This window comes from Tistrella arctica, from assembly GCF_039630945.1.
In the GTDB taxonomy this organism is placed as follows: Bacteria; Pseudomonadota; Alphaproteobacteria; order Tistrellales; family Tistrellaceae; genus Tistrella; species Tistrella bauzanensis.
The window spans coordinates 188,427-214,357 of sequence record NZ_JBBKTV010000006.1 but is presented as its reverse complement, the minus strand read 5'-3'; the positions used below and the strand labels follow the sequence as shown (position 1 = coordinate 214,357).

Below are 25,931 nucleotides of genomic sequence, written 5' to 3'. Positions count from 1 at the left end.
CATCGGCCCTGCCCTCGGACCGGGGGCAGGGCCGATGGCCGCGATGGGGTCAGACGTTGAACAGGAAGTGGAAGACGTCGCCGTCGCGGACCACGTATTCCTTGCCTTCCATGCGCAGCTTGCCGGCGGCGCGGGCTTCGCTTTCACCACCGCAGGTGATGTAGTCGTCATAGGCGATGGTTTCGGCGCGGATGAAGCCGCGCTCGAAATCGGTATGGATGGCGCCGGCGGCCTGGGGGGCGGTGGCGCCCTTGCGGACCGTCCAGGCGCGGGCCTCCTTGGGGCCGACCGTGAAGAAGGTCAGCAGCTCAAGCAGGCTGTATCCGGCGCGGATGACCCGGGTGAGGCCGGTTTCCTCAAGCCCCAGCGCCTCAAGGAAGTCGCGCTTCTCGGCCTCGTCGGAGAGCATGGCGACCTCGCTCTCGATCTTGGCGGAAACCACAACCGCCGCGGCGCCCTCGGCTTCGGCGCGGGCGAAGACCCGGGCCGACAGGTCATTGCCGTCGGCGGCGGCGCCCTCGTCGACATTGCAGACATAGAGCACGGGCTTGGCGGTCAGCAACTGAAGCAACTGGAAGGCGCGGCGTTCCTCGGCATCGACCTTCACGGTCCGGGCGGGGTGGCCGGCCTGAAGGGCGGTCAGCACCCGGCCCATCAGCTCCACCTGGGCCTTGGCATCCTTGTCGCCGCCCTTGGCACGCTTTTCGATGCCGGCCATGCGCTTCTCAAGGCTTTCGAGATCGGCAAGCATCAGTTCGGTCTCGATGGTCTCGGCATCACGCAGCGGATCGACGCCACCCTCGACATGGGTGATGTCGTCATCCTCGAAGCACCGCAGCACATGGGCGATGGCGTCGACTTCGCGGATATGGGCCAGGAACTGGTTGCCCAGGCCTTCGCCCCGGCTGGCGCCGCGCACCAGGCCCGCGATGTCGACGAAGTCGAGCTGGGTGGGGATGATCTGCTTCGATCCCGCAGCCGCGGCCAGCTTGTCGAGGCGCGGATCCGGCACCATCACCCGGCCGGAATTCGGCTCGATGGTGCAGAACGGATAGTTGGCAGCCTCGGCCGCGGCCGTGCTGGTGAGCGCATTGAACAGGGTCGACTTGCCGATATTCGGCATGCCGACGATGCCGCACTTGAAGCCCATGGGATCACTCCTCGGCGCCGGTGCCGCCCACAGGGGTCGTCCCCGCGGCGTCCGGCTTCGCAGGCCTTGGCGGCCGTGGTGGCTTGGGCGGACGCACGGCGTCCGCGACCTTGCTCATGAAATCGCTTGCAGCACCTGAGAGCAGCAACGGCACATGCGCCGCCACCGCGTCGATCAGGTCGCGCAGCCAGGCCTGTTCGGCCTTGGCGAAGTCGCTCAACACCCAGCCATGGACGCGGGCCTTGTCGCCCGGATGACCGATGCCCAGGCGCACGCGCACGAAATCGGCACCCAGATGGGCGGTGATGTCGCGCAGCCCGTTATGGCCGGCATGGCCGCCGCCGGTCTTGATCCGCAGCTTCGATGGCGCCAGGTCCAGTTCGTCGTGAAACACGATGATCCGGGCGGGCGGGATCTTGTGGAAGCGGGCGGCCTCGGCGACCGAGCGGCCGCTGGCATTCATATAGGTGAGCGGTTTCAGCAGGATGACGCGCTCGTCGCCGATCCGGCCTTCCGATATCTCGCCCTGGAACTTCCGCCGCCAGGGCGGAAGCCCATGGCGGCGGACGATCTCGTCCACCGCCATGAAGCCGATATTGTGGCGATGGCCGGCATATTCGGGGCCGGGATTGCCCAGACCGACCAGCAGCCACATGACCGGTCAGGCCTCGTCGCCGCTCTCGGCCGCCGCGTCCTCATCGGCCAGAACCGCGGGGGCCGCGATGGTGGCGATGGTGAAGTCGCGATCGGTGATGGCGGGGCGCACACCCTTGGGCAGTTCCACGGCGCTGATGTGGATGCTGTCGCCGATCTCGGCCTTCGCCAGATCGACCGTGATCGACTGGGGAATGGCGTCAGGGGCGCAGATCATCTCGATCTCATGGCGCACGACGTTCAGCACGCCGCCCTTCTTCACACCGGGGCAGGTCGCCTCGTTGAGGAAGTGGACAGCCACGTCGACGCGGACTTCCTGATCGCCCGACAGGCGCAGCAGGTCGACATGCAGCGGCATATCGGTCACGGGGTGCAGTTGCACGTCGCGGGCCAGAACGCGGATGCTGTCGTCACCGACCTTCACTTCCAGCACGGTCGACAGGAAGTCGGCGGTGCGGCTGTGGATCAGGTTGAACTCGCGGGCATTGAACGAGATCATCGTGGCGGGCTGCTTGCCGCCATAGATGACGCCGGGAACGAGGCCGTCGCGGCGGGCCTGACGCGCGGCCCCCTTACCGCCGCGGTCACGCACCGTCGCGTTCAGCACGGGCTGGGTGGTCATGATGGTATGCTCCTGCATGTGCCGGCGGTTCACGATCAGAAACACGCCGACGGTTGATGCCCGGTCGCTGACGGGGTGGTCCGGAAAAGCGGCAGGGCGGGCCTCCAGGGGTGCCCGCCCTTTTGAACGCTTGTGATCCGGGGTGTCAGTCGAACAGGCTGGACACGGAACTTTCATCGGCAATCCGGCGCATCGCCTCGCCGATCAGCGGCGCGATGGTCAGGCTGCGAATATTGCGGGACACGCGCATCGCCTCGGTGGCGGCGATCGAGTCGGTGACGATCAGCTCTTCCAGCGCCGAGGAGGTGACGCGGGCAACCGCGCCACCCGACAGCACGCCGTGGCTGACATAGGCCTTCACCGACCGGGCGCCATTGGCCATCAGGGCGGCGGCGGCGTTGCACAGCGTGCCGGCGCTGTCGACGATATCGTCGATCAGGATACAGTCGCGATCCTCGACATCACCGATGATGTTCATCACCTCGGACACGCCGGCACGTTCGCGCCGCTTGTCGACGATGGCGAGATCGGCATCGATGCGCTTGGCGACCGCGCGGGCACGGACCACACCGCCGACATCGGGCGAGATGACCATCAGGCTGCGACCGCTGGACGTTTCCTGGATGTCGCGCACGATCACCGGTGCTGCATACAGGTTATCGACCGGAATGTCGAAGAAACCCTGGATCTGGCCGGCATGCAGGTCCAGCGTCAGCACCCGGTCGGCGCCGGCGGTGGTGATCAGGTTGGCGACCAGCTTGGCCGAAATCGGTGTGCGCGGGCCGGGCTTGCGGTCCTGGCGGGCATAGCCGAAATACGGAATGACGGCGGTGATGCGGCGGGCGGAGGCGCGCTTCAGCGCATCCAGCGTCACCAGCAGTTCCATCAGATTGTCGTTGGCGGGGTGGCTCGTCGACTGGATGACGAACACGTCCTCGCCGCGGACGTTTTCAAGGATCTCGACGAATACTTCCATATCCGAAAACCGGCGGATGTTCGCCTTGGTCAGCGGAAGGTTGAGAAACGTCGCGATCGCTTCGGCCAGTGGCCGGTTGCTATTGCAAGCGATAACCTTCATCGACACTGCCCCGCGATGATCTGTCCGACTGCCGGATGATGAGGTGATGGACGCACGCCACCCGCGGGATCGGCTCCCGAGGCTTCGATGCCGTAGGTCAACTCAACCCAGGGTCGCGTCGACCGTCCGTGCGAACTGTGCGAGAAAAGGCCAGGGGCCGCAAGACGTTGTTGCGGGCCCGCCGGACCTGTCGACGCGGGCGCAAAATAGCAAGGCGTCTCGAAGCTGTAAACATGCAGGCGGCGAAGACCGACCGTCCGCCCCACGCATGGCATGGCGGTGCATGGCCCCGGGGCAACACCCGAAGGCTTTCGAACGCGAGATCAGCCGTCGATCGGCGGGATCATGTCAGTCCGGATCGGGCAGGCTGACATAGATCAGCACGCCCAGAATGGTCATATAGAAGCGGAAGGCCGCGTCCTGGCCGTTCCAGACGCTGGACTGCCACATGGCGAACCATTCGCCGCCGACAATCATGAAACCCACGAACCAGACCAGAAACCCCGTCGCGGCACCATAATGGACCAGCCGCTTGGCCCGCGCGAAACCGGATGCGGGGGCCGAGAGCGTGCGGAACATGGCGACCGCCGCCGCCAGGAACAGGGCACCGGTCACCCCCTCGCCGGCGATGATCAGCCAGTATCCGATGTGCCACAGGGTCGGATCGGTGATCGCGCGCCACAACAGGGCATTGTCGGGGAAGGTATCGTCCATCGACAGCACATGCGAGACGAAGGCGAAGTTCGATCCGTAATCGGTGATGTTGTTGACCGTGACGAGGATGGCGAAGGCGGCGAGCCCCAGAACCATCAAGGTCTTGGCGATGCGTGGTGCCAGCATGCCCGTGCTCCAGACCGATGCGGCACCCGATCCCGCGCCGGCGCGGGCGGCCATCACATCATGATACAGCTTGCCATCATGCCCAGAACCAGCAGCAGCGTGAAGATGATCAGATGGGGCATGGCGACGGCATCCTCGGCGGGCAGTGCGGCGGGGTCGTGGCGATCATGCCGCCAGAAGCTTGAAATGATCCACGTCGACCAGCCCGAAATCGGTGATCTTGAGATGCGGGATCACCGGCAGCGGCAGGAAGGCGAGTTGCAGGAAGGGTTCGGCCAACCGGCAGCCGAGCGCGCGGGCGGCATGGCGCAGCTCGATCAGCCGGTCGTGAACATGGGCGGCGTCGCGGTCGCTCATCAGGCCGGCGACCGGCAGGGCCAGTTCGGCCAGAACCCGGCCGTCGCGCACCACCACGAAGCCGCCGCCAAGCGTGATCAGCCGGTTCACCGCCACCGCCATGTCGGCATCACAGGCCCCCACCACGCAGAGATTGTGGCTGTCATGGCCGACCGACGATGCGATGGCCCCGGCGGGGAAGCCGAAGCCCTTCACGAAGCCGCGCCCGACATTGCGGTTGCTGCCATGGCGGGCCAGCACCGCCACCTTCAGCGCATCCTGCGACGGATCGGCGCGGCGTTCGCCCTGAACATAGGGCAGGGTCAGGGTCAGATGATCGGTGATCAGGCTGCCGGGGCGGATGCCGATCACCGGCGCGCCCGGCCCGGCGGCGGGCATGCGGAAGATGTCGGGGGTGACGGCCGGCAGCTTGACCGACCCGAACCCCACCTGCGCCGGCATGCCGGCATGATCGAAGATGCCCTCGTCCACCACCCGGCCGTCGCGGATGACGGTGGCGACGGCGCAGGTCTCAAGATCGTCCAGCACCACCAGATCGGCACGCCGGCCGGGGGCGACCAGCCCGCGATCCTTCAGCCCGAAACCCTGGGCCGCCGACCAGGTGGCGGCGCGATAGACCGCCCCGACCGGCGCACCGGCCCGGATCGCCGCCCGGATCAGGTGATCCATATGGCCTTCCTCGGCGATGTCGAGCGGGTTGCGGTCGTCGGTGCAGAAGGCGAAGAACGGCGAATTGCGCCAGTCGAGCAGCGGCGCCAGGGTCGCTACATCCTTCGACACGCTGCCATCGCGGATCAGCACCTGCATGCCCTTGCCGATCTTCTCCAGCGCCTCGGCGCGTTCGGTGCATTCATGGCAGTTGCGGATGCCGCAGGCCAGATAGGCATCCAGCTCACGCCCCGACAGCAGCGGCGAATGGCCGTCGATATGGGCGCCGTCGAAGGCCGCCAGCTTGTCGAGCACCTCGTCATCGAGATTGAGCACGCCCGGCACGTTCATGAACTCGGCCAGCCCGATCACCGAGGGATGGTCGCGAAAGGCCAGCAGATCGTCGGCGGTCAGCCGGGCGCCGGCGGTTTCAAGCGCCGTCGACGGCACGCAGGACGACAACTGCACCCGCAGATCCATGGCGGTGTGGCGGCTGGACTCCAGAAAGAACGCCAGTCCCGGAGCACCCAGCACATTGCAGATCTCGTGCGGATCGGAAATCGCCGTGGTCGTGCCGCGCGTCAGCGCCAGCCGGTCGAATTCCGCCGGCGTCACCAGGGTGCTTTCCACATGGACATGGGTGTCGATGAACCCCGGCACCACCACGCGGTTGCGGGCGTCCACCTCGACCCGGCCACGATAGCCGGGGCCGACGCCTGCGATATGATCGCCACAGATCGCGACATCGGCGAGGTCGAGCGCGCCGGTCGCCAGATTGAGCACCCGGCCGCCGCGCACCACCAGATCGGCGGCATCGCGGCCGAGCGCCTGATCGATGCGGCGCTTCAGGGTGGCTTTGGCGCGATCGCGGCTGGCGGCGCTGGTCATGCGGGTGTCTCCGGGGGCGGGTGGCCGGGCGGTGTTGTTGCCACTTGCCTGATGTGGTGGCGCGGCGATGCAGCGGCAAGCATGCGGGGGTGGGCGATGCTAGGCCAGCAGCGTGATCGCCGAGACCTGGCGGCCGTAATCGGGCTCGCCGCGATGGGTGGTGCGGCGATACGAGAACAGGGTCGTCTCGTTGACATAGGTGTCGATGCCAAGCGACGCGGCGGTGATGCCGCTCTGCCGCAGCCGGTCGAGCAGATAGCCGGGCAGATCGAACTGCAACCGGTCGGCGCGGCCGGGGGTGAAGAAGCCTGCGGCGGCGGGATCGGCGGCGATCGCGGCGGCGCGTAAGTCCGGCCCCACCTCATAGCTGGCGGCGGCGATGCACGGGCCGATGACCGCGCGGATCAGCGCGCGGCGGGCGCCGGCCGCTTCCATGGCCGCGATCACGGCATCGGTGACACCACCCACGGCGCCTTTCCAGCCGGCATGGGCGGCACCGATCACCCGCGCCTCGGGATCGGCGAACAGCACTGGGGCGCAATCGGCGGCAAGCGCGCCCAGAACCACGCCCGGGCGGGTCGCGATCATGCCATCGGCCTGCGGCCGGCTGGTGGCGCCCCGGCCGGCTTCCGGATAGAGGATGAAACCAGGGCCATCCACCGTGACCACCGCCCGGCCATGGACCTGATGATTGGTGATCAGCGGCGCCGCGCCGCCACCAGTGAGCGCGGCGGCGACCCGGGCGCGGTTGGTGGCCACGGCCGTGGCCTCGTCGTCGCTGCCCGGCCCGCAATTCAAACTGGCATGGATGCCGGCCGAGACACCGCCCCGGCGACCGAAGAAGCCGTGGGCGATGCCGGGCAGGTCGAGAAGGGGATGGCGGTCATGCGGCGGCGGGGTTGGGGCGGTCATGACGGCAAGATCCTTCACGCTGGGTACACATGGTTATGGGCGGCGCGGTGGATGGAATGTGCGATCAGGCGTCGTCGAAGCCGGGCACGGGCGCAAAGCCGGGGGGCGGGGTTGTGGCCCTGGTCAATGCCAGCACCTTGAACAGCGTGCCCATCTGGTCGGGCGCCGTCAGCCGGCGCAAGGCGGTGGCGATTGCGGCCCGCGCCGTGCCGTCGGGTGCGGCGCGGGCCAGCCGTTCGGCCCTGGCGCCGATGCCCAGCCGGCCAAGGAAGCGGCCCTGGCCGACCGGGCCATGGGCGGTGGCGCCGGCGGCGGTGGCGGCAGCCGCCAGCCGTTCGAAATCGACATGCACGGTCAGATCGGCCAGCCCCGGCCCGATCAGCGGATCGGTATGGGCATGGGCGCGCATCGCCTGGAAAGTATCGCCGGGGGCGCTGAGGCCATGGCCGTAATCGACGATCAGCGCGGCACCGCCATTGGCGGCGATCCGTGCCGCCACCCGGCCGGCAATGGCGATGGCGGCGGGCTGAACCTCGGCCAGACTGCCGGGCGGCACGGCCGCGAGCGGCGCGCCGGCGATACGCTGGGTCAACACCTGCGCCATGGGGCTTGGATCGGGGGACAGGCCATAGCGGAAATGGCCGGGTCGGTCCGGGTCCAGGTCGATCATCCGTTCCGACCACAGACCGTCGGGGCGTCGCACCAGTTGCTGCACCGGCAGGGCGTCGAAGAACTCATTGGCGATCAGCAGCACCGGCCGGTCGGCGGGCAGGTCGTCGATGTCGTCATGCCAGGTGACCGGTCGCGGCAGACCGCATTGCGACAGCATCGCGGCCTGCGCCGCTTTCAGCCGCGGGCTCTGTTCCACCAAGTGCACGTCGGCCATGTCGAGCAGGCCGGGCAGCATGCGCATGGCGCGGAGACTGTCGGCCATCAGCGTGCCGCGGCCGGGGCCGAGTTCCACCAGCAGCGGCCGCGCCGGCCGGCCGGCCTCGTCCCAGGCCACGGCCAGCCACAGCCCGACCAGTTCGCCGAACATCTGGCTGATTTCAGGCGCGGTGACGAAATCGCCGCCGGCGCCGAACGGCTCGCGGGCGGTGTAATAGCCATGCACCGGATGGCCCAGCGCCAGGGCCATGTAGCTGCCGACGGTCATCGGCCCGTCATGGGCGATACGGCCGGCGATGATGCGGCCGACCGGCGTGTCGGCCGGCAGGGGCGTTCCGGTGGCGTCGGATGGCGGCGGGACGGGATCTCCGGCGGTGGCCATGGGATCAGCCCGCCCGGCGGCCGGTGCCGGCGCCGGTGTCGCGGCCACGGGCCTGCAACACCAGATAGACCCCGATCAGGAACATCGGCAGCGACAGCAACTGGCCCATGGTCAGCCCGGCGGCCAGGAAGCCCAGGAAGGCGTCGGGCATACGGAACAACTCGGCGATGGACCGGGTGATCGCATAGCCGATCAGGAAGATGCCGGCCAGAAGCCCCGGCCGCGCCCAGGTCGACGGCTTGCGGGCGATCACCCACAGCACCGCGAACAGCAGCGCGCCTTCCAGCAGGGCTTCATAGATCTGGCTGGGATGACGCGGTTCCGGGCCGCCCATCGGAAAGATGATCCCCCAGGGCAGATCGGTGGGCCGGCCCCACAACTCGCCATTGATGAAATTGGCGATGCGGCCGAAGAACAGGCCGATCGGTGCCGCCGCCGCCACCAGATCGCCCACCGTCAGCGGTGCCACACCCTTGGCGCGGGCGAACAGATACATCGACACGGCAACACCCAGCAGCCCGCCATGGAAGGACATGCCACCCTTCCAGACCATCGGGATTTCAAGCAGGTGATCGATATAGTAATCGGGCCGGTAGAACAGGACATACCCGAAGCGCCCGCCCAGGATCACACCGAAGGTGACCCAGACCAGCAGATCGTCGATGGCGCGTTCGTCCAGGCCCAGCGGATGGCGCCGGGCCAGTGCTACCACATACCGCCAGCCCAGCAGCAGGCCCGCGATATAGGCAAGCGCGTACCAGCGGATCGCGATCGGGCCGATGGCGATGGCCACCGGGTCGATATCGGGAAAGGGCAGGCCGGTCATCGGCAGCGGGCCTCATCAGAACAGGGCAGGGCGGGAGATTGCGGGGCGGCGTGGATGCCGCGTGGATGCGGGGCAGGGCGGGTGTGGACGGTGAACGAGCCCCGTGACGGCCGGCAGTCTACGAGCGGGCGGGACGTCGCTCAAGCGCCGCCGGCCGGGACCGATCACCGCATGGCCACCCACCATATATGCAGGATGCGCCGGCCAATGTGACACTGTTAACGATCTGGCAGGCATGTTATGCATCCGGCTTGTCATGCGCCCGTGCATGAACAGTCCGTTTCCGTCATGCACACTTGCCAACATGATCCTGTTACCCTTGCCGCTGCCGCGAAGGGATCGGGCATCAGCCTTGGACGCTGTGGGAGCTTGCCGATGCAGAGCAACAACCCGTTCTTCGACGATATGGCCCGTATGGCCAGTGGTGCCATGAGCGGCTTTGCCGGTCTCCGCCAGGAGATCGACCAGTTGGTGCGCCAGCGGGTGGAGCGCATGCTGGCCGAGATGGGGGCCGTGACCCGCGACGAGGCCGATGCGCTGCGCGCGCTGGCGGCGGGGCAGGCGGACCGCATTGCCGCACTGGAAGCCCGGGTGGCGGCGCTGGAGACGCCGGTGGCCGACACCACGGGCGATACCACGGCAACCGACGCGTCCGAGGATCAGCCGGGCGCCGACGGATCCTCGGGATCTTGAGCGGGTCCACCGGCGCCGGACCGGTGCCGGCACGACCCGGCTTCGCCATCATTGCGCTCTGGCTGGGCGTGCTGGCGGTGTCGACCGGTGCCATCTTCGCCCGCATGGCCGATGCCCCGGCGCTGGTCATCGCCACCGGCCGTATGGTGATCGCAAGCCTGGTGCTGCTGCCGTTGATCGGCCTGCGGCACCGGACGGCGATCCGTGGCCTGTCGGTGCGGCATCTGGCGCTCGCCGGTGTGGCGGGTACCTTTCTGGCGCTGCATTTCGCAACCTGGATCAGTTCCCTCAGCTATACCTCGATCGCCAATTCGGTGCTGCTGGTCAACACGGTGCCGGTCTGGGTGGCGCTGGCCGGGCCGCTGGTCGGGCTGGATCGCCTGGACCGTCGGGGCTGGATCGCGGTGACGCTGGCCTTCGCCGGGGCGGCGGTGGTGTCGGCACCATCGGTCAGCCTGGAAGGCGACGGCCTGCTCGGCAATCTGCTGGCGGTGGCCGGGGCCATTGCGATGGCCGCGTATCTGCTGTGCGGACGTGCGCTCAGGGCACGGCTTGACCTGGTCCCCTATATCATGCTGGCTTATGGCGTTGCCGCACTCATCCTGCTTTTGGCGACGCTGGCGGCCGGCCTGCCGCTTCTTGGACACGGGACAGCCACATATCTGGCCCTTGTCGCGATGGCACTTATCCCCCAACTAATTGGTCACAGCACCTATAACTGGTCGCTGAAAGCTCTGCCGGCGACGGCGGTGTCGATCTCGCTTCTGGGCGAGGCCGTCTTTGCAAGTCTGTGGGGATGGTTGTTCTTCGCCGAGGGTCTGCCGCCGTCCACGCTGGCCGGTGGCGCCCTGGTTCTGGCCGGCATCGTGCTGGCCCAGACCAGCCTCGACCGAACGCGACACGCAGGGGCCGGTCAGGCCTGAGCACTGGATCCGTTGCCAACGGATATCGTGTCCTGGTCCCGACCCAACCTGCGGAAACCGCCGGCCGCGCTCTTCACCTGAGGTGGTCGTAACTTTGCCCCCTTATTGACACTTGTTCCCACAGGGTCTCGGACCCACGATCGAGCTCATGGACGACGATCTCATCTGGAAAGCGCTCTCGGACCCCAGCCGCAGGCGCATCATCGAACTTCTTCACGCGCAACCGCGTCGCACCGGCGACCTTGCGGCCTGCTTCGAGGTGACCCGCTTTGCGGTCATGAAGCATCTCGACCTTCTGGTCGAGGCAGGTCTGGTCTCGGTGGAACGTCGCGGTCGCGAGCGGTGGAACCGGCTGGCGCTCGAACGCCTCACGCCGACGGTCGCAGGCTGGCTTGCCCAGTTCGCGGTCGGGACCGAGGCCGAACAGGGCAATCTGCCCGGTGCGGTCGAGGCCATGGCGATCGAGGCGGCTGTCGAGATCGACCTGCCGCGCCGACGTGCTTATCAGCTTTTCGTCGAACAGGCGGAAAACTGGTGGCCGCGTGAAGGAGAGGGCCGTGTACGGCTCGAAGCCGCAACCGGCGGCTGGCTTTATCTCGACCGCGGTCCCGGCCGCCCCCAGATGATCTGGGCGGTGATCGGCGATGCCCGGGCGCCTGCGGCCGTCGAGCTGATCGGCGCCTGCGGACAGAAGGGCGTCGAAAGCGCCCGGACGCGCCTCGCCTTCGAGAAAGCCGGTAAAGGCCGCACAGTGGTGCATCTGCGCACCGATGCCCTCGTCACCCTGGATCAGGGTGGCAGGGAACGGTATCGCAGTTTCTGGCGCCGCCTGTTAACCGATGCCTTCGCAACATATGCCGACAGCCAGACCACGCCCGGCGACGCCGACCTCGACATCGAGGACGACGAGCATGGCGAGGCCCAGGCGGGCAGCACCGGCTGGCGCCGCGCCGTCAACGACGACGCCTGACCCCAGCCAGATATCCCGACCACCACACGCGCCGGAGCCCGGAGATGACCCGGCTCCGGCGTGCGTGTATCTGGGCCGTGTGGTCGGGCTGCCCGGTCCTGGCGGCTTTTTCCTTGACGATCGCCACGCCCTCCCCTAAAGAGACGACTTCCAAAAGGCACCCGTCCGGGGTGCCGCCATCGACGACGCCGGCGCGGCGCATCGTCTGAGGGTTCCACGAAGCGTCCGCCCGCTGAAGGTTTCATCATGGCCCGTCGTTGCGAGCTTACCGGTAAGCGTTACATGGCAGGCAACAATGTCAGCCATGCGCACAACAAGTCCCGTCGCCGTTTCAACCCGAATGTCCAGGACACCGCGGTGTATTCCGATGTCCTCGGCCGCTCGGTGCGTCTGAAGGTGGCGGTTTCGACCCTGCGCTCGATCGAGCGTCGTGGCGGTCTGGACACGTTCCTGGCCGATGCGCCCGAGGTCGACCTGTCGCTTCCCGCCCGTCGGCTGAAGAAGCTGATCGGCGACAAGCGTGCGGTCCAGGCTGCGGAGCGTGCCGCCGCGGAGTGATCCGCCAGGCCCGCGACCGATTGCCGGCGCAAGCTGCCAGTTGCATGATGAACCCGCGCCGGTCACCGGTCGCGGGTTCATCTGCGTCTGGGGCCTGATCCAACGACACCCCCGATCTTTGACCAGCCAACCCGGGAGGCGCAGTTCGTGTCGCCCCGGATTATCCGACGGCCTGTGCCGCCGTCTGGACGTCGGGCCCCGCTCAAGCCGGCCCGTGGCGTCCCTTTCAGGGAAAAGCCGCCTGATGATCACCGAACAATCGTCCCGTGCCGCCCCGCTCAGCCGCCTGTGGCTGCCGGTGCTGGCGATGACCGCCGCCATCGTCGTGTCCAACATCCTGGTCGGCTTTCCGATCAATGACTGGCTGACCTGGGGCGCCTTCAGCTATCCGCTGGCCTTTCTGGTCACCGACCTCACCAACCGTCGCTTCGGCACCGCATCGGCCCGCCGGGTGGTCTATGCCGGCTTCGCGATCGCTGTGGTGATGTCGCTGTGGCTCGCCGATCCGCGGATCGCGATCGCGTCCGGCGCCGCCTTCCTGGTGTCGCAACTGATGGATGTGGCGGTGTTCGACCGGCTGCGGCGCCGGCCCTGGTGGCAGGCGCCGCTGGTGTCGTCGTCGCTGGCTTCGGCCTTCGACACGGTGCTGTTCTTCACCATCGCTTTCCTTGGCACCGGTCTGCCCTGGATCAGTTGGGCGGTGGGCGACTGGGCCGTGAAGATGGCCATGGCGCTGGCCATGCTGGTGCCTTACCGCGCGCTGATGCGGGTGCTGCTGCCGGTACCGGATGTCGAGGCCCGGCGCGCCGGCTGATCAGCCGGCGCCGGATCAGCCGCCGCCGGATCAGCCGCCGCCGGATCAGCCGCCGACGGGCGCCTTGAACCGCCGGGCATCGATCCTCAGGGCGCGCAGGCGCGAGGCAAGGGTGGTGGGCGGCAGGTCGAGCAGCGCCGCCGCCCCCGCAGGGCCATAGATCCGGCCGCCACACCGGCTGAGAGCTGCCTCGATCGCCTGACGGTCGCGGTTGCGGCGCTCGGTCTCGGTGATGATGGCGGCACCCTCGGCGGCGGCGGCCTCGCCGGCCCCGGCCATGGGGGCGATCGCGCCCCGTGATGCCGGTCCCTGTATGGCCGGCGGCGGATCGCGCATCTCCAGGTCGAAGCGCAGCCGGCCGCCGGATGCCAGGATCGCCGCCCGCTCGATCACGTTTTCCAGCTCGCGGACATTGCCCGGCCAGTCATAACCGGTCAGCCGCTCGACATCGCCCCGGGTCAGCTTCAGTGGCGGGATGTTCAGCCGCCGGCAGGTCTGGGCCAGGAAATGGGCCGCCAGCAGCGGCACGTCGTCCAGCCGCTCGCGCAGCGGCACGCTCTCGATCGGGAACACGTTCAGGCGGAAATACAGATCCTCGCGGAACCGGCCGCGGCGGACCTGATCCTTCAGGTCACGATTGGTCGCGGCCACGATCCGGACATCGACCGCGCGGGTGCGTTCCTCGCCCACCCGCTCGAAATGTCCTTCCTGAAGCACGCGCAACAGCTTGCCCTGCAATTCCAGCGGAATTTCGCCGACCTCGTCCAGAAACAGCGTGCCGCCATCGGCCAGTTCGAACCGGCCCACCCGGTCGCGGACGGCGCCGGTGAAGGCGCCGCGGACATGGCCGAAGAATTCGCTTTCGAACAGCTCGCGCGGGATCGCCGCGCAATTCACCCGGATCAGCGGCCGATGTGACCGACGCCCGGCCTCGTGGATGGCGCGGGCGATCAACTCCTTGCCGGTGCCGCTTTCGCCGGTGATCAGCACATTGGCATCGGTCGGTGCCACCAGATCGATCTGCTGGGCGATCTTCTGGATGGCGGCATTGCGGCCGATGATGTGGTGGTGGTTGACCTCGGTGCGGATTTCCTCCAGCAGATAGGCGTTTTCGCGCTCCAGCCGTTCGCGCAGGGCATCCACCTCGGCCAGCGCCGCATGCAGCCGTTCCTCGGCCTCGCGCCGGCTGGTGACGTCGCGAAACACGATCACCGCTCCCACCACCATGCCGCGATCGCGGATCGGCGTGCTGGTGTATTCCACCCGGATCGGCCGGCCGTCACGGCACCAGAACACCTCATCCTCGACATGGCGGATCTCGCCCTCGCGGAAGGCGGCATAGATCGGGCATTCATGCTCAGGATAATGGCTGCCATCGGCATGGGTGTGGTGAACCATGCCATGCATGTCGTGCCCGACCAGTTCCTCGGCCCGCCAGCCCAGCAGCCGTTCGGCCGCCGGGTTGACGAAGGTGGTGTGGCCATCGGCGTTGATGCCATAGATGCCCTCGCCGGCGGCGCGCAGGATCAGCTGGTTCTGGCGCTCGACATCGCGGAAGAACCGCTCCACCCGCCGCCATTCGGCGATGCCGCTTTTCAGATAGGCATCGGCCTCGGCATCGACATCGCGGCGGTGGCGGTCGTCCTGGTCGGTGGCAACCAGCAGGATCAGGCTGTCGCCCGCATCGGGCGGCAGGCGGGTGCCGTCATATTCCGCCACGACGTCGCTGCCATCGGGGCGGGTGATTGTCATGCCCCGGGTCCAGGCATGGCCCTTGTCCAGCACCGCTTCGGTGAACACCACCAGCGCCGGCATCTGGCCGGCGTGAAGCTCGCTCATCCGATGTGCGGGCAGGGTGTCGGCCGGCATGCCGTACAGCCGCCCCGCCGCCGGATTGGCCAGCAGGATGCGGTCGGCGATCGGATCGAAGACCAGCATCGGCTGTGCCGCGGCCTGGAACAGCAGCCGATGTAACCCGGCGGCAAGCGGCACCGGCGGGCGGTTGACACGGGTGACGGATGTGTCGGGCATGAACGACCCCCGGAACGGCGGGTGAAGGATGGTCTGGTCGCGGGGGTATGCACAGCCTAGCACGATGTACCGGCGGATCACGAGATATCGTGACATACACCACGGAAACTCGTTGATCACGAGATGTCGTGGTGACGGACGTCATGTGATGCCGCGTTAAATATCATTCTATTTCAGTAACTTGATGTTCAGGCCACCGGTTGGCCCGCCGGTTGCAGTACAGAGGTCCATCCAAGGTGGCGCCCCCGCCCGCCGATCGCCGACCGACCATGTGCTGGGAGTGCCTCATGACCATCAAGAGCCTGGGCGATGCCTTCAACCCGGATGTCGATCTGACCCATGGCGCGGCCTGCGCCTGTGCTGCCTGCACTCCGGCCGGCCGGCGCTTCACGGCTGCGACCGTCGAGCCGGCGGTGCCCGCGGACAACGAGGCGCTGGTCGACCGGATGGTCGAGAATGCGGTGGTCCGGTCGGTATTCGGCGGCAACGAGATCGCGCGCCGGTCGTTTCTGAAGACCATCGGTGCCGGCGCCTTCGCGGCGGCCCTGGCCGGCATCATTCCGCTCGACCGGGTGAAGGCGGCGGTGAAGGACGGGATGGGTGGCGGCGGGCCGCTTGAGAAGACCAGACTGAATATCGGCTTCGTGCCGATCACCTGCGCCACCCCGATCATCATGGCCCATCCGATGGGGTTCTATGAGCGTCAGGGCCTGGACGTGCAGGTGATCAAGACCGCCGGCTGGGCGGTGGCGCGCGACAAGTCGCTGAACAAGGAATATGACGCGGCCCATATGCTGACGCCGATGCCGCTGGCCATCACCATGGGTGCCGGATCGACCGCCCAGCCCTTCGTGATGCCGGCGGTCGAGAACATCAATGGTCAGGCGATCGTGCTGCATGTCGATCACAAGGACAAGCGCGACCCGAAGCAGTGGAAGGGCTTCAAGTTCGGCGTGCCCTTCGAATATTCCATGCACAATTTCCTGCTGCGCTATTACGTCGCCGAACACGGCCTCGATCCGGATCAGGACATTCAGATCCGGGTCGTGCCGCCGCCGGAGATGGTGGCCAATCTGCGCGCCGGCAATCTGGACGGCTATCTGTCGCCCGACCCGTTCAATCAGCGCGCGGTGTGGGAGAAGGTCGGCTTCATCCATCTGCTGACCAAGGAGATCTGGGAAGGCCATCCCTGTTGTGCCTTCGCCTGCTCCAAGGCCTTTGCGGATGAGTTGCCCAACACCTATGGCGCGCTGATGATGGCGCTGCTGGAAGCCACCGCCTATGCCGCCGACCCGGCCAACCGCAAGGAAATCTCGGCGGCGATCGCGCCGGCCAACTATCTGAACCAGCCGGTGCCGGTGATCGAACAGGTGCTGACCGGCCGCTTCGCCGACGGGCTGGGCGCCGTGCAGGACGTGCCCGACCGGATCGATTTCGATCCCTTCCCCTGGCATTCGATGGGGGTGTGGATCCTGACCCAGATGAAGCGCTGGGGCTATGTTTCCGGCGATCTGGACTACAGGGCGATCGCCGAACAGGTCTATCTGGCGACCGAGACCGGCGAGCGAATGAAGGCGATGGGCCAGACCCCGCCCGAGACCACCTATCGGACCCACACGATCATGGGCAAGGTCTTCGATCCGGCCGATCCGGACGGCTATTTGTCCAGCTTCGCGATCCGGCGGGGGTGACGGATGGGCATGCCATCGCTTCGTATCCGCGCAGGCCTGCTGTCGCTCGCGGTCCTGGCCCTGATCCTGGGGGTGTGGGAGCTGTCGAACCCGGCGCCGGTCGCTGATGCGGCCCAGGATGAATATGCCCGGCTGATGGGCGGCGCCGACACCCAGGCGCGCCTGCCGGCCCCATCCGACATCCTGGGGCGCGCCTGGGAGGAACTCAGCGACCCGTTCTATGATGCCGGCCCCAACGACAAGGGCATCGGCATCCAGATCGGCTATTCGCTTTACCGGGTCGGGCTGGGCTATATCGCGGCGGCCGCCATCGCCCTGCCGCTCGGCTTCCTGATCGGCATGTCGCCGCTGGCCTACAAGGCGCTGGACCCCTTCATCCAGGTGCTGAGGCCGATATCGCCGCTGGCCTGGATGCCGCTGGCGCTGTTCGTGATCAAGGACAGTCAGGCCTCGGCGATCTTCGTCATCTTCATCTGCTCGATCTGGCCAATGCTGCTGAACACGGCCTTCGGGGTCGCCAATGTCCGCAAGGACTGGGTGAATGTGGCGCGCACCCATGAACTGGGCGCGCTCGCCACCGCCTTCCGGGTGATCCTGCCGGCGGCGGCGCCAACGATCGTCACCGGTATGCGGATCTCGATCGGCATCGCCTGGCTGGTGATCGTGGCGGCCGAGATGCTCGTGGGCGGCACCGGCATCGGCTATTACGTCTGGAACGAGTGGAACAATCTCGACCTGACCAGCGTGGTGTTCTCGATCCTGATCATCGGGATGGTGGGCATGGCGCTGGACATGATCCTGGGCGCGCTCGCCCGTGCCGTCGCCTATGCCGATTGAGGGGGGCGATCCGATGACCACCGGCACCGACACAACCCGATCCGCGACCACCACACGCCCGTTTCTTGAGGTCAGCGGCCTTGCCCGGCGCTTCCCCGCCCGGGGCGGCGGCGAGGTGACGGTGTTCGAGCATGTCGACTTCACCATGGATCGCGGCGAATTCGTCTGCGTGATCGGCCATTCCGGCTGCGGCAAGTCGACCATCCTCAACATCCTGGCCGGGCTCGACACCGCCTCGACCGGGGCGCTGGTGATGGATGGCCACGAAATCAGCGGTCCGGGCCTCGATCGCGGCGTGGTGTTCCAGAATTACAGCCTGCTGCCCTGGGCCAGCGCGCTCGACAATGTCATCTTCGGCGTCCGTGCCCGTCACCGGTCGTGGTCCAGGGCACAGATCCGTGCCCACGCGCTGGCCCATCTGGCCAAGGTCGGCCTGACCGGCGGCGCCGAGCACCGCAAGCCGTCGGAATTGTCGGGCGGCATGCGCCAGCGGGTGAGCATCGCCCGCGCCTTCGCGATCGAACCCCGGCTGCTGCTGCTGGACGAACCCTTCGGCGCGCTCGATGCCCTGACCCGCGGCACCATTCAGGACGAGTTGATCCGGATCTGGTCGGGTACCGATCAGAGCGTGTTCATGATCACCCACGACGTCGACGAGGCGATCCTGCTGGCCGACCGCATCCTGCTGATGACCAACGGCCCTCGCGCGCGCATCGCCGAAAGCGTGGTGATCGACATTCCCCGGCCGCGTGCCCGCGACACCATCCTGCATGACCCGGCCTATTACGCGATCCGCAACCATCTGGTCGAGTTCCTGACCCGGCGATCGCGTGAACTGGCCGGTGGCGACCCGGCCGGAGGCGCTGGCCACCCGCCCGCCTCGCGCACCATCCGCTTCGCCCGCAGCCCGGCCGAGGCCGGATCGAGCGGGCCGGATGGCGAGATCGTGCCGCTGATCCGCGCGGCCCGCTGAGCGTGGCCGCGGCCCGCACCCTGTCCTCCGCCTGCCCCTGTTGATATCCCGGAAGGATCGACGATCATGACCGCAGAAACCCCCCTGTCGAAGAGCGACGCCACCGCCCTGATCCTGGCCGCCAAGGCCGCGAAGGGCCTGAGCTGGGAGGCCATCGCCGAGGCCGTCGGCATGTCGCCGGTCTGGACCACATCGGCGGCGCTGGGCATGAACAGCATGAGCCCCGCCACCGCCGAGGCGCTGGTGGCGGTGCTGGATCTGCCGGCGGCGTTGGTGCCGGCGCTGGTGGCCTTCCCGACCAAGGTCTGGGACCAGACGGTGCCGACCGACCCCGCGATCTATCGGCTGTACGAAATCGTCGGCGTCTATGGCCCGACGCTGAAAGAGGTCATCCAGGAGAAATTCGGCGACGGCATCATGAGCGCCATCGACTTCACCATGGAGGTGGAGAAGGTCGAGGATCCGAAGGGCGATCGGGTGAAGGTGACGATGATCGGCAAGTTCCTGCCCTACAAGGCCTGGTGATCTGATCGCCAGGCAATGACCCCCGCGGTTCTGGCCCGCACCGCGGGGGTGGCGAGGCAGGTGGCGACCGCCTCATATCCCGGCGTGCCAGGATATGGGGCGACCCGCATCGGCGGGCTGTGATTGGCCGGGCAGAGGATGATCGCCTCGTCAGCCCCCACCGCCGCCAGATCCAGGATGGCGGATGATCGGGTCAGCATGATCAGCTTCCGGCCCCCGGGCCCCCGGCGGCGCAGATACGCGATCAGCGCCTGCTGGCTTGCCGGGTCCAGCCCCTGTTCCACCATGTCGATGACCAGAGCCTGCGGGCTGGCGGCGCCGATCGCGGCCATCAGCACGCGCAGCGCGTCGGACAGCGTGGCGCCCTCCTCTGCCAGCCAGTCGAGCGCCTCGGCCGTTGCCGTGCCGGCATCGGTCACGCGGTCGAGGCCGAGAAAGCCCGCATCGGGCAGGGCTTCGGCCAGACAGCGCGCCAGACGGGTCTTGCCGCTGCCGAGCGGGCCGGTGATGTAGGTCAGCGCCGGGATATCGCGGAACACGAAACGCTCGCCACCCCAGGGCCAGGGCAGGTCGACCGCGACCTGAAGGTCGGCATGCGGGCGCAGGATAGCGGCAAGATCGGCCGGGTCCGGTGCTTTGCCCTGCGCGAGATCGGATCTGAGCGCGCCGATCCGGGCGATGGTGGCGGCAAGATCGCCGGCCTGACGCGCCAGCGCCGCCTGATGGCGGGCCAGCACCGGCGCCAGATCGCGCGCGTCGCCATCCAGAACCCGCGCGACCTGGGTCAGACTGAGGCCCAGCGCCCGCAAGGCCACGATGTCGGCCGCCCGCGCCATCGCATCGGGACCATAGGCCCGCCACCCCGCCGCCGTGCGCGCCGGGGTGACCAGCCCCCGCTGTTCGTACAGCCGGAGTGCCTTGGGCGACACGCCAAGCCGGGCGGCGGCTTGTGATGGTGACAGGGCCGGGCTGGATGGTGGCATCGGTTGTCTCCTGAGTGTGGGCGGGCTCGAATGTTCGGCCCGGCCACCTCTCTTATCGGCCCGGCCCTTGGGTCCGGGTCAAGGGAATGATGTCGTCGCAACATTGTGGATAAAAACATTCAGTCTTGACTGTTTGTTAGTAGGCGCACACTCTTGTCACCAGAGGCGAGGCATCCGGCTAGGAGGCGGGCATGACGCAGCAGACAGGTGTCGCCATGCCGGCCAGGGCGCGGCGGACGCAGGAAATGCGCAGCGCCGAGATGCGCGACAAGCTGCTCTACGCCACCCTCGATGTGCTGATGGAAGCAGGCTATGGCCGTCTGGCGACACAGGCGGTGTGCGAACGCGCCGGCGTGTCACGCGGGGCCCTGCTGCATCATTATCCGACCCGCGCCGATCTGCTGGCGGCGGCGATCGAACGGCTGCTGGACGACGAGATCGTCGAGATCCGGGGCATGGCGGCATCGGTTCGCTCCGGCGCCATCGGGCTGGATGCCTTCGTCGACGATCTGTGGCGGCGGTTCTCGGGCCGGCTGTTCTATATCACGCTGGAGCATATCACCGCCGCCCGCACCGATCCGGACCTGCGCGACGTGCTGCTGCCGATCGTGAAGCGCTTCCATGTGGCGCTGGACCAGATGTGGACTGAATTCTTCGCGGCACGCGGCACGGCCGACCGCGCCACCACCACCGTGCTGAACCTGACGCTGTGCCTGTTGCGGGGCATGGGCGCGCAGACGGTGCTGAAGCCCGATCCGGACTATTACCAGGAGCTGTTGCGCGCCTGGAAAACGATCCTGGCGACCCTTGTCGAAGGGCGCGGGACAGGCGGCATGCCGCATCTGCCCGATTGAGGCGATGCGGCCTGCGGGAGACGCGCGACCGACCGGCCCCATGCACGGAGACCCGTGTACCAGAAGGGCTGGCGGTGGCCCCGGATATCCGGCGAGACCGGTATTCGGGATGGCGCGGATGACAGGGATGGCAAGGAGTGTCAGGGATGACAGACAAGACCGGATCGACCATGCGCCGGCTGCTGGCGGGTGGATCACTGGCGGTATTGACGGTGGCGATGGCAGCGACCGTGCCGGGCATGGCCCGGGCCGACGGCACGCCGTTCCGGATCGGGGCGTTGAACCCGGTGACCGGCGCCGGCAGCCCCTATGGGCCGGGCATGCAGAAGGCGATCGTGATGGCGGCGGAGGAGGTCAACCAGACCGGCGGCGTCTGCGGCCGCATGCTGGAGGTGACCGCCGAAGACACCCAGACCTCGCCCGACGCGGCGGTGCTGGCGGTGAAGAAGCTGATCGAGGTGAACGGCGCCCAGGTGATCATGGGGACGTGGTCGTCGGGCGTGACGCTGGCGGTGATGCCGATCACCACCGCCGCCGGCATTCCGGAGCTGAACACCTCGGGCGCGCCGGCGATTTCGATGGAAGACAAGGACGACATGGTCTGGCGCTTCCAGGCGACCAATGACCGCTTCGGTCAGGCCTTCGCCAAGATCGCCACCATGCGCGGCTTCAAGCGCCCGGCGACCATGGCCTATAACAACGCCTCCGGCATCGGCAACACCGAGGGCTTCACCAAGGCCTGGACCGCCGGTGGCGGCGAAGTGGTGAGCGCCGTGGTCTATGAACCCAAGCGGCCGAGCTATCGTTCCGAATTGCAGCAGATTCTGGCCGCCAACCCGGATGTGGTGGTGATGGGATCCTATCTTCAGGACACGACCGTGATCCTGCGGGAATGGTTCCAGAGCGGTCAGAGCCCTGATCTGAAATGGATCATTCCGGGCTGGGCCGCGAACCAGCAGTTGATCGACGCCCTGGGCCCCGAGGTCGCGGCCAGCATCATCTCGGTCGACAGCATCAGCAACGAGACCGCCCCCAGCTATGACCATTTCGCGGCAGCCTATCAGGCCGCGACCGGCAGCCCGGCATCGGGCAATGTCTATGCGGCGATGACCTATGACATGGTCATCTCGTGGGGGCTGGCCATGCAGGCCGCCTGCCCCGACACGGCCCCCAAGGCGATCAACGCGGCGATCCGCAGCATCGACAGCGCCGATGGCGAGCCGGTCTATACCTTCGCCGAGGGCAAGGCCGCGATCGAGGCCGGAAAGACCGTGAATTATGAAGGCGCGTCCAGCCGGCTGTCCTTCGACCAGTATGGCGACGTGACCCCCGATTTCAGCCTGTCCGAGATCGAGGGCACCAGCTTCGTGCGCAAGGACGTCGTCAAGTTCTGACGCTCGGCGCCGGTCCGGCGGTGTCCCGCTGCCGGACCGGCCACGCACATCCCTTGCATCACGTCCTTCGTGGAACCCGCCAATGGACACCGCCTATTACCTCAACCTCGCCTTCAACGGGGTTGTCGAAGGCTCGATCTATGCCCTGGGCGCGCTGTCGATCACGCTGGTGTTCGGCATCGCCCGCTTTCCCAATGCCGCGACCGGCGATGTCATGACGGTCGGTGCCTTCGGCGGCCTTGCCGGCACCACGCTGGGTGGTGGTGTCGTCGGCGCCATCCTGGCCGGGGTCGCCGCCTCGGCGGCGGTGGCGGTGGCGTTTTATTTTCTGCTGTTCCGGGCGCTGGCGAAACGCTCGGCGGTGGCATCGATGATCGCCTCGATCGGTCTCGCCTTTTTCCTGCGCGCGGCACTCGGCTTCTTCATGGGCCATGACCAGCGGGTCTATGACCTGCCGCTGGCGCGCGCGACGCTGGTCGGGCCGCTGCGGGTCCAGCCGGCGGATGTGCAGGTGATGGCGGCGGCGGCTGTGGCGCTGGCCGTCACCTTCGGGCTGCTGCACCTCACGCCGATCGGCCGCCGGATGCGCGCGGTGGCCGACAACCCCGATCTCGCCCGCGCCAGCGGCATCAATGCCGGCCGGGTGATGGTGGTGATGTGGCTGATGGCGGGGGCATTGGCCGGGCTCGCCGGGGTGCTGCTGGGCGTGAAGACGGTGGTGACGCCGGATATGGGTTGGGATCTGCTGCTGCCGGCGTTTGCCGCCACCATCCTCGGCACCATCGGCAATCCGGTGGGCGCGGTTCTGGGCGGCCTGCTGATCGGCGTGGCGCAGGAACTGTCGACCCCCTTCGTCGGCTTCACCTACAAGATCGGGGTCGGTTTCGCGGTGCTGCTGCTGATGCTGATGATCCGCCCGCAGGGCCTGTTCGCCCGCAACGCGCTGGTGCGCTGATCTATCTCAAGGCCCGGCTAAGGACATCGACCGATGGATATCTACCTGCTCGCGGTCGCGGTCGTCACGCTCACCTATATGCTGATGACCTTCGGCCTCAATCTTCAATATGGTTTCACCGGGCTGATCAATTTCGGTCTGGTCGGCTTCTTCGCCATCGGCGCCTATACCAGCGCCCTGCTGGTGATGGCGGGGGTGCCGCTGCTGCTGGGCTTCGCCGCGGCGGCCCTGCTGGCGGCGCTTGCCGCCTGGCCGGTGGCACTGCTGTCGCTGCGGCTGCGGATCGAGTATTTCGCGATCGTGATGCTGGGATTTTCCGAGACCATCCGCCTGATCATCACCAATGAGCGCTGGCTGACCGGCGGCGTGCAGGGGATCCCCGGCATTCCATCGGCGGCGGCGGCCCTGGGCATCACCGGCGTCGATCCTAATCTGGTGACCCTGGCGCTGCTGGTGGTGGCGGTCGTGCTGGTGCTGGCGATCAACTGGCGGCTGGTGAACAGCCCCTTCGGCCGGATGATCCAGGCGATCCGTGATGACGAGGAGGCGGTGCGCTCGCTGGGCAAGCAGCCGGGCCGGTTCAAGGTGGCGGTGTTCATGGTCGGCAGCGCCTTCGCCGGCCTGTCCGGCGCCTTCTATGCCCATTACATCACCTACATCACGCCCGAACAATTCGTGCCGCTGCTGACCTTCTATGTGTGGGTGGCGATGATCTTCGGTGGCGCCGGTCGGGTGAGCGGTGCCGCCATCGGCACCATCGTGCTGATCGGCTTTCTGGAAGGCTCGCGGTTTCTGCGCGACGTGATACCGGGGATTTCCGAGGTCGAGATGGCAAGCCTCAGGCTGGGCGTGGTGGGCGTGGCGCTGATGCTGCTGATGCGCTTCCGGCCGGATGGCATTCTGGGCGCCAGGGCGGGGAGGGCGTAGGCGATGCAGGACAGATTGATGACGGGCAGCCCGCCCGCTGCAGCAGGCCGTGACCGCTCTGGCGACCAACTGATCGTCGAGGGCATCTCCAAAAGCTTCGGCGGCGTGCGGGTGCTGGCCGATGTGGGCTTCAGCGTGCCGGTGGGCGGGCTGTCGGGGCTGATCGGCCCGAACGGTGCCGGCAAGAGCACGCTGTTTTCGGTGATCAGCGGCTTTCAGGCCGGTGATGCCGGCCGGGTGGGTTTTGCCGGCCGTGACCTGACCGGGCTGTCGGCGGTGGATCGGGTGCGCGCCGGGATGGGTCGGACCTTTCAGGTGCCAAGGGTGTTCTCCAGCCTGACGGTGCGCCAGAATCTGGCGGCGGCGGCACCGGGGCAGGCGGGGGAACATCTGGTCGACGTGTTTTTCAGGCCCGGCCGCATTCGGCGCCAGGAAGCCGATATCGCCGCCCGAGCCGATGAGATCCTGGGCTTTCTGAACCTGGCGCGGGTGGCGGACACGCCGGCCGGCGGGCTGTCGGGCGGGCAGCGCAAGCTGCTGGAACTGGGCCGGGCGCTGATGGTCCGGCCCCGGATGATCCTGCTGGACGAGCCGTTCGCCGGGGTGAACCCGGTGCTGATCGACGAGATCGCGGTGCGCATCCGCGAGATCGCCGCCGGCGGCATCGGCTTCCTGATCGTGGAACACAATCTGCCATCGCTGTCGGCGCTGGTGGAGCGGATGATCGTGATCGATCGCGGCCGGTTGCTGGCCCAGGGCACGCCGGCCGAGGTGCTGGCCGATCCGGTGGTGCGCGAAGCCTATATGGGTGGGGCGGTATGAGCCTGTTGACCGTGAACGACCTGTCGGCCGGCTATGGCGATGTCGATATCGTCACCGGCATCTCGCTGCATGTCGACCCGCTTGAGATCGTGACCATCGCCGGCACCAACGGGTCGGGCAAATCCACGCTGGTCAAGGCGTTGATGGGGCTGCTGACCCGGGTTAGGGGCGAGATGCGGATCGACGGCACCTCGCTTTTGCGGGTGGCGAGCGAGAAGCGCATCGGCCTTGGCATCGTCTATGTGCCGCAGGTGGAGAATGTGTTTCCCACCCTGACGGTCACCGAGAACCTGCAGGTGGTGGAGGGGGTGGCCGACCGGCGCCGACGGATCGACGAGATGTTTCAGCGCTTCCCGGCCCTGGCCGAACGCCGCCGCACCCGTGCCGGCAGCCTGTCGGGTGGCGAGCGCCAGCAACTGGCCTTCGCCCGCGCGCTGATGCCACAGCCCCGGCTGATGATTCTGGACGAACCGACGGCGGCACTGTCGCCGGCGCTGGTGCACGAGGTGCTGGCGCTGATCCAGGGCCTACCGGCGCTGGGGGTATCGGCCCTGCTGGTGGAACAGCGCGCGCGCCAGGCGCTGGCGATCAGCGATCGCGGCTATATCCTCGACACCGGCCGGGTGGTGATCGACGACACCGCGCCGCGATTGCTGGCCGATGAGCGGATGGCCGATCTGTATCTGGGCACCCATTGATCTTCGCACCCCGCCCGTTGAAGACCCGATAGAAGGTT

The 25,931-nt window shown here is 67.5% G+C and carries 26 protein-coding genes; 15 read left to right on the top strand and 11 right to left on the bottom strand.

Annotation, left to right across the window (positions count from 1 at the left end; translation table 11 throughout):
• Positions 1-49: 49 nt before the first annotated feature.
• From ychF to lgt, 9 genes are all read right to left on the bottom strand, one after another.
• The gene (gene ychF / locus WG924_RS15005) at positions 50-1,150 is read right to left on the bottom strand and encodes a redox-regulated ATPase YchF (RefSeq protein WP_345933859.1); all 1,101 of its coding nucleotides are present in this window, start codon (positions 1,148-1,150) and stop codon (positions 50-52) included.
• 4 nt (positions 1,151-1,154) lie between these two features.
• Positions 1,155-1,805, bottom strand: coding sequence for an aminoacyl-tRNA hydrolase (pth, locus tag WG924_RS15000; RefSeq protein ID WP_345933858.1), 651 nt, complete (start codon positions 1,803-1,805; stop codon positions 1,155-1,157).
• A gap of 6 nt (positions 1,806-1,811) precedes the next feature.
• The gene (locus WG924_RS14995; protein ID WP_345933857.1) at positions 1,812-2,426 is read right to left on the bottom strand and encodes a 50S ribosomal protein L25/general stress protein Ctc; all 615 of its coding nucleotides are present in this window, start codon (positions 2,424-2,426) and stop codon (positions 1,812-1,814) included.
• A gap of 145 nt (positions 2,427-2,571) precedes the next feature.
• On the bottom strand, positions 2,572-3,504 hold the full coding sequence (locus WG924_RS14990) for a ribose-phosphate pyrophosphokinase (protein WP_188575689.1): 933 nt from the start codon (positions 3,502-3,504) through the stop codon (positions 2,572-2,574).
• Between the two features lie 348 nt (positions 3,505-3,852).
• A complete protein-coding gene (locus tag WG924_RS14985) occupies positions 3,853-4,341 on the bottom strand; it encodes a DUF2165 family protein (protein WP_345934134.1) in 489 nt (162 codons plus the stop codon).
• Between the two features lie 168 nt (positions 4,342-4,509).
• On the bottom strand, positions 4,510-6,237 hold the full coding sequence (gene ade, locus WG924_RS14980) for an adenine deaminase (RefSeq protein ID WP_345933856.1): 1,728 nt from the start codon (positions 6,235-6,237) through the stop codon (positions 4,510-4,512).
• Between the two features lie 99 nt (positions 6,238-6,336).
• Positions 6,337-7,149, bottom strand: coding sequence for a peptidoglycan editing factor PgeF (gene pgeF, locus WG924_RS14975; protein WP_345933855.1), 813 nt, complete (start codon positions 7,147-7,149; stop codon positions 6,337-6,339).
• A 64-nt stretch (positions 7,150-7,213) separates the two neighbouring features.
• Positions 7,214-8,419, bottom strand: coding sequence for a class I SAM-dependent methyltransferase (locus WG924_RS14970; protein ID WP_345933854.1), 1,206 nt, complete (start codon positions 8,417-8,419; stop codon positions 7,214-7,216).
• Between the two features lie 4 nt (positions 8,420-8,423).
• The gene (gene lgt, locus WG924_RS14965) at positions 8,424-9,245 is read right to left on the bottom strand and encodes a prolipoprotein diacylglyceryl transferase (protein WP_345933852.1); all 822 of its coding nucleotides are present in this window, start codon (positions 9,243-9,245) and stop codon (positions 8,424-8,426) included.
• Positions 9,246-9,620: 375 nt separating this feature from the next.
• Here lgt and WG924_RS14960 point away from each other — a divergent pair, with 375 nt between their 5' ends.
• The 5 genes from WG924_RS14960 to WG924_RS14940 all read left to right on the top strand — a co-directional run bounded on the left by WG924_RS14960 (position 9,621) and on the right by WG924_RS14940 (position 13,203).
• Positions 9,621-9,938: an accessory factor UbiK family protein gene (locus WG924_RS14960; RefSeq protein WP_345933851.1), complete on the top strand. Its 318-nt coding sequence runs from the start codon at positions 9,621-9,623 to the stop codon at positions 9,936-9,938.
• A complete protein-coding gene (locus tag WG924_RS14955) occupies positions 9,935-10,861 on the top strand; it encodes a DMT family transporter (RefSeq protein ID WP_345933850.1) in 927 nt (308 codons plus the stop codon). The genes WG924_RS14960 and WG924_RS14955 overlap by 4 nt, the downstream gene beginning before the upstream one ends.
• 148 nt (positions 10,862-11,009) lie before the next feature.
• A complete protein-coding gene (locus WG924_RS14950; RefSeq protein ID WP_188575705.1) occupies positions 11,010-11,831 on the top strand; it encodes an ArsR/SmtB family transcription factor in 822 nt (273 codons plus the stop codon).
• Positions 11,832-12,077: 246 nt separating this feature from the next.
• Positions 12,078-12,389: a 50S ribosomal protein L28 gene (rpmB, locus tag WG924_RS14945; protein ID WP_345933847.1), complete on the top strand. Its 312-nt coding sequence runs from the start codon at positions 12,078-12,080 to the stop codon at positions 12,387-12,389.
• A gap of 244 nt (positions 12,390-12,633) precedes the next feature.
• On the top strand, positions 12,634-13,203 hold the full coding sequence (locus tag WG924_RS14940; protein ID WP_345933846.1) for a queuosine precursor transporter: 570 nt from the start codon (positions 12,634-12,636) through the stop codon (positions 13,201-13,203).
• Between the two features lie 45 nt (positions 13,204-13,248).
• Here the strand turns inward: WG924_RS14940 and WG924_RS14935 are convergent, their stop codons facing one another.
• Positions 13,249-15,234 (bottom strand): sigma 54-interacting transcriptional regulator, encoded by a 1,986-nt coding sequence (locus tag WG924_RS14935; RefSeq protein WP_345933845.1) that lies wholly within the window; start codon positions 15,232-15,234, stop codon positions 13,249-13,251.
• 287 nt (positions 15,235-15,521) lie between these two features.
• Here WG924_RS14935 and WG924_RS14930 point away from each other — a divergent pair, with 287 nt between their 5' ends.
• The 4 genes from WG924_RS14930 (at position 15,522) to cynS (ending at position 19,260) form a co-directional block, all read left to right on the top strand.
• Positions 15,522-16,925, top strand: a complete 1,404-nt coding sequence (locus WG924_RS14930; RefSeq protein WP_345933844.1) for a CmpA/NrtA family ABC transporter substrate-binding protein — start codon at positions 15,522-15,524, stop codon at positions 16,923-16,925.
• A gap of 9 nt (positions 16,926-16,934) precedes the next feature.
• On the top strand, positions 16,935-17,762 hold the full coding sequence (gene ntrB / locus WG924_RS14925; RefSeq protein ID WP_345933843.1) for a nitrate ABC transporter permease: 828 nt from the start codon (positions 16,935-16,937) through the stop codon (positions 17,760-17,762).
• 13 nt (positions 17,763-17,775) lie between these two features.
• Positions 17,776-18,735 carry an ABC transporter ATP-binding protein gene (locus tag WG924_RS14920; RefSeq protein WP_345933842.1) on the top strand — a complete coding sequence of 320 codons (960 nt, stop codon included), beginning with the start codon at positions 17,776-17,778 and terminating at the stop codon, positions 18,733-18,735.
• 84 nt (positions 18,736-18,819) lie between these two features.
• Positions 18,820-19,260 carry a cyanase gene (gene cynS / locus WG924_RS14915; protein WP_443316906.1) on the top strand — a complete coding sequence of 147 codons (441 nt, stop codon included), beginning with the start codon at positions 18,820-18,822 and terminating at the stop codon, positions 19,258-19,260.
• On the opposite strand, the gene WG924_RS14910 is transcribed toward cynS, so the two are convergent.
• Positions 19,245-20,243 carry a MerR family transcriptional regulator gene (locus WG924_RS14910; protein ID WP_345933839.1) on the bottom strand — a complete coding sequence of 333 codons (999 nt, stop codon included), beginning with the start codon at positions 20,241-20,243 and terminating at the stop codon, positions 19,245-19,247. The genes cynS and WG924_RS14910 overlap by 16 nt on opposite strands.
• Before the next feature lie 191 nt (positions 20,244-20,434).
• Between WG924_RS14910 and WG924_RS14905 the strand changes: the two genes are divergently transcribed.
• The 6 genes from WG924_RS14905 to WG924_RS14880 all read left to right on the top strand — a co-directional run bounded on the left by WG924_RS14905 (position 20,435) and on the right by WG924_RS14880 (position 25,893).
• Positions 20,435-21,097, top strand: coding sequence for a TetR/AcrR family transcriptional regulator (locus WG924_RS14905; RefSeq protein WP_345933838.1), 663 nt, complete (start codon positions 20,435-20,437; stop codon positions 21,095-21,097).
• Between the two features lie 146 nt (positions 21,098-21,243).
• Positions 21,244-22,491, top strand: a complete 1,248-nt coding sequence (locus WG924_RS14900; RefSeq protein ID WP_372044857.1) for an ABC transporter substrate-binding protein — start codon at positions 21,244-21,246, stop codon at positions 22,489-22,491.
• Positions 22,492-22,573: 82 nt separating this feature from the next.
• Complete coding sequence (locus WG924_RS14895; protein WP_345933837.1) at positions 22,574-23,446, top strand: branched-chain amino acid ABC transporter permease; 873 nt, start codon at positions 22,574-22,576, stop codon at positions 23,444-23,446.
• Positions 23,447-23,479: 33 nt separating this feature from the next.
• A complete protein-coding gene (locus tag WG924_RS14890; protein ID WP_345933836.1) occupies positions 23,480-24,373 on the top strand; it encodes a branched-chain amino acid ABC transporter permease in 894 nt (297 codons plus the stop codon).
• 18 nt (positions 24,374-24,391) lie between these two features.
• On the top strand, positions 24,392-25,195 hold the full coding sequence (locus WG924_RS14885) for an ABC transporter ATP-binding protein (protein WP_345933835.1): 804 nt from the start codon (positions 24,392-24,394) through the stop codon (positions 25,193-25,195).
• The gene (locus tag WG924_RS14880; RefSeq protein ID WP_345933834.1) at positions 25,192-25,893 is read left to right on the top strand and encodes an ABC transporter ATP-binding protein; all 702 of its coding nucleotides are present in this window, start codon (positions 25,192-25,194) and stop codon (positions 25,891-25,893) included. The genes WG924_RS14885 and WG924_RS14880 overlap by 4 nt, the downstream gene beginning before the upstream one ends.
• The last annotated feature ends 38 nt before the right edge of the window (positions 25,894-25,931 follow it).

Excerpts from the sequence above, each read along its gene's own strand:
- WG924_RS14880 (WP_345933834.1), top strand. The coding sequence starts at position 25,192 with ATGAGCCTGTTGACCGTGAACGACCTGTCGGCCGGCTATGGCGATGTC.
- WG924_RS14920 (WP_345933842.1), top strand. The coding sequence starts at position 17,776 with ATGACCACCGGCACCGACACAACCCGATCCGCGACCACCACACGCCCG.
- lgt (WP_345933852.1), bottom strand. The coding sequence starts at position 9,245 with ATGACCGGCCTGCCCTTTCCCGATATCGACCCGGTGGCCATCGCCATC.
- WG924_RS14900 (WP_372044857.1), top strand. The coding sequence starts at position 21,244 with ATGACAGACAAGACCGGATCGACCATGCGCCGGCTGCTGGCGGGTGGA.
- pth (WP_345933858.1), bottom strand. The coding sequence starts at position 1,805 with ATGTGGCTGCTGGTCGGTCTGGGCAATCCCGGCCCCGAATATGCCGGC.
- WG924_RS14940 (WP_345933846.1), top strand. The coding sequence starts at position 12,634 with ATGATCACCGAACAATCGTCCCGTGCCGCCCCGCTCAGCCGCCTGTGG.
- WG924_RS14905 (WP_345933838.1), top strand. The coding sequence starts at position 20,435 with ATGACGCAGCAGACAGGTGTCGCCATGCCGGCCAGGGCGCGGCGGACG.
- ychF (WP_345933859.1), bottom strand. The coding sequence starts at position 1,150 with ATGGGCTTCAAGTGCGGCATCGTCGGCATGCCGAATATCGGCAAGTCG.
- rpmB (WP_345933847.1), top strand. The coding sequence starts at position 12,078 with ATGGCCCGTCGTTGCGAGCTTACCGGTAAGCGTTACATGGCAGGCAAC.
- WG924_RS14890 (WP_345933836.1), top strand. The coding sequence starts at position 23,480 with ATGGATATCTACCTGCTCGCGGTCGCGGTCGTCACGCTCACCTATATG.
- ntrB (WP_345933843.1), top strand. The coding sequence starts at position 16,935 with ATGCCATCGCTTCGTATCCGCGCAGGCCTGCTGTCGCTCGCGGTCCTG.
- WG924_RS14960 (WP_345933851.1), top strand. The coding sequence starts at position 9,621 with ATGCAGAGCAACAACCCGTTCTTCGACGATATGGCCCGTATGGCCAGT.
- WG924_RS14935 (WP_345933845.1), bottom strand. The coding sequence starts at position 15,234 with ATGCCCGACACATCCGTCACCCGTGTCAACCGCCCGCCGGTGCCGCTT.
- WG924_RS14950 (WP_188575705.1), top strand. The coding sequence starts at position 11,010 with ATGGACGACGATCTCATCTGGAAAGCGCTCTCGGACCCCAGCCGCAGG.
- WG924_RS14895 (WP_345933837.1), top strand. The coding sequence starts at position 22,574 with ATGGACACCGCCTATTACCTCAACCTCGCCTTCAACGGGGTTGTCGAA.
- WG924_RS14930 (WP_345933844.1), top strand. The coding sequence starts at position 15,522 with ATGACCATCAAGAGCCTGGGCGATGCCTTCAACCCGGATGTCGATCTG.
- WG924_RS14990 (WP_188575689.1), bottom strand. The coding sequence starts at position 3,504 with ATGAAGGTTATCGCTTGCAATAGCAACCGGCCACTGGCCGAAGCGATC.
- pgeF (WP_345933855.1), bottom strand. The coding sequence starts at position 7,149 with ATGACCGCCCCAACCCCGCCGCCGCATGACCGCCATCCCCTTCTCGAC.
- WG924_RS14995 (WP_345933857.1), bottom strand. The coding sequence starts at position 2,426 with ATGACCACCCAGCCCGTGCTGAACGCGACGGTGCGTGACCGCGGCGGT.
- WG924_RS14970 (WP_345933854.1), bottom strand. The coding sequence starts at position 8,419 with ATGGCCACCGCCGGAGATCCCGTCCCGCCGCCATCCGACGCCACCGGA.
- WG924_RS14910 (WP_345933839.1), bottom strand. The coding sequence starts at position 20,243 with ATGCCACCATCCAGCCCGGCCCTGTCACCATCACAAGCCGCCGCCCGG.
- WG924_RS14885 (WP_345933835.1), top strand. The coding sequence starts at position 24,392 with ATGACGGGCAGCCCGCCCGCTGCAGCAGGCCGTGACCGCTCTGGCGAC.
- ade (WP_345933856.1), bottom strand. The coding sequence starts at position 6,237 with ATGACCAGCGCCGCCAGCCGCGATCGCGCCAAAGCCACCCTGAAGCGC.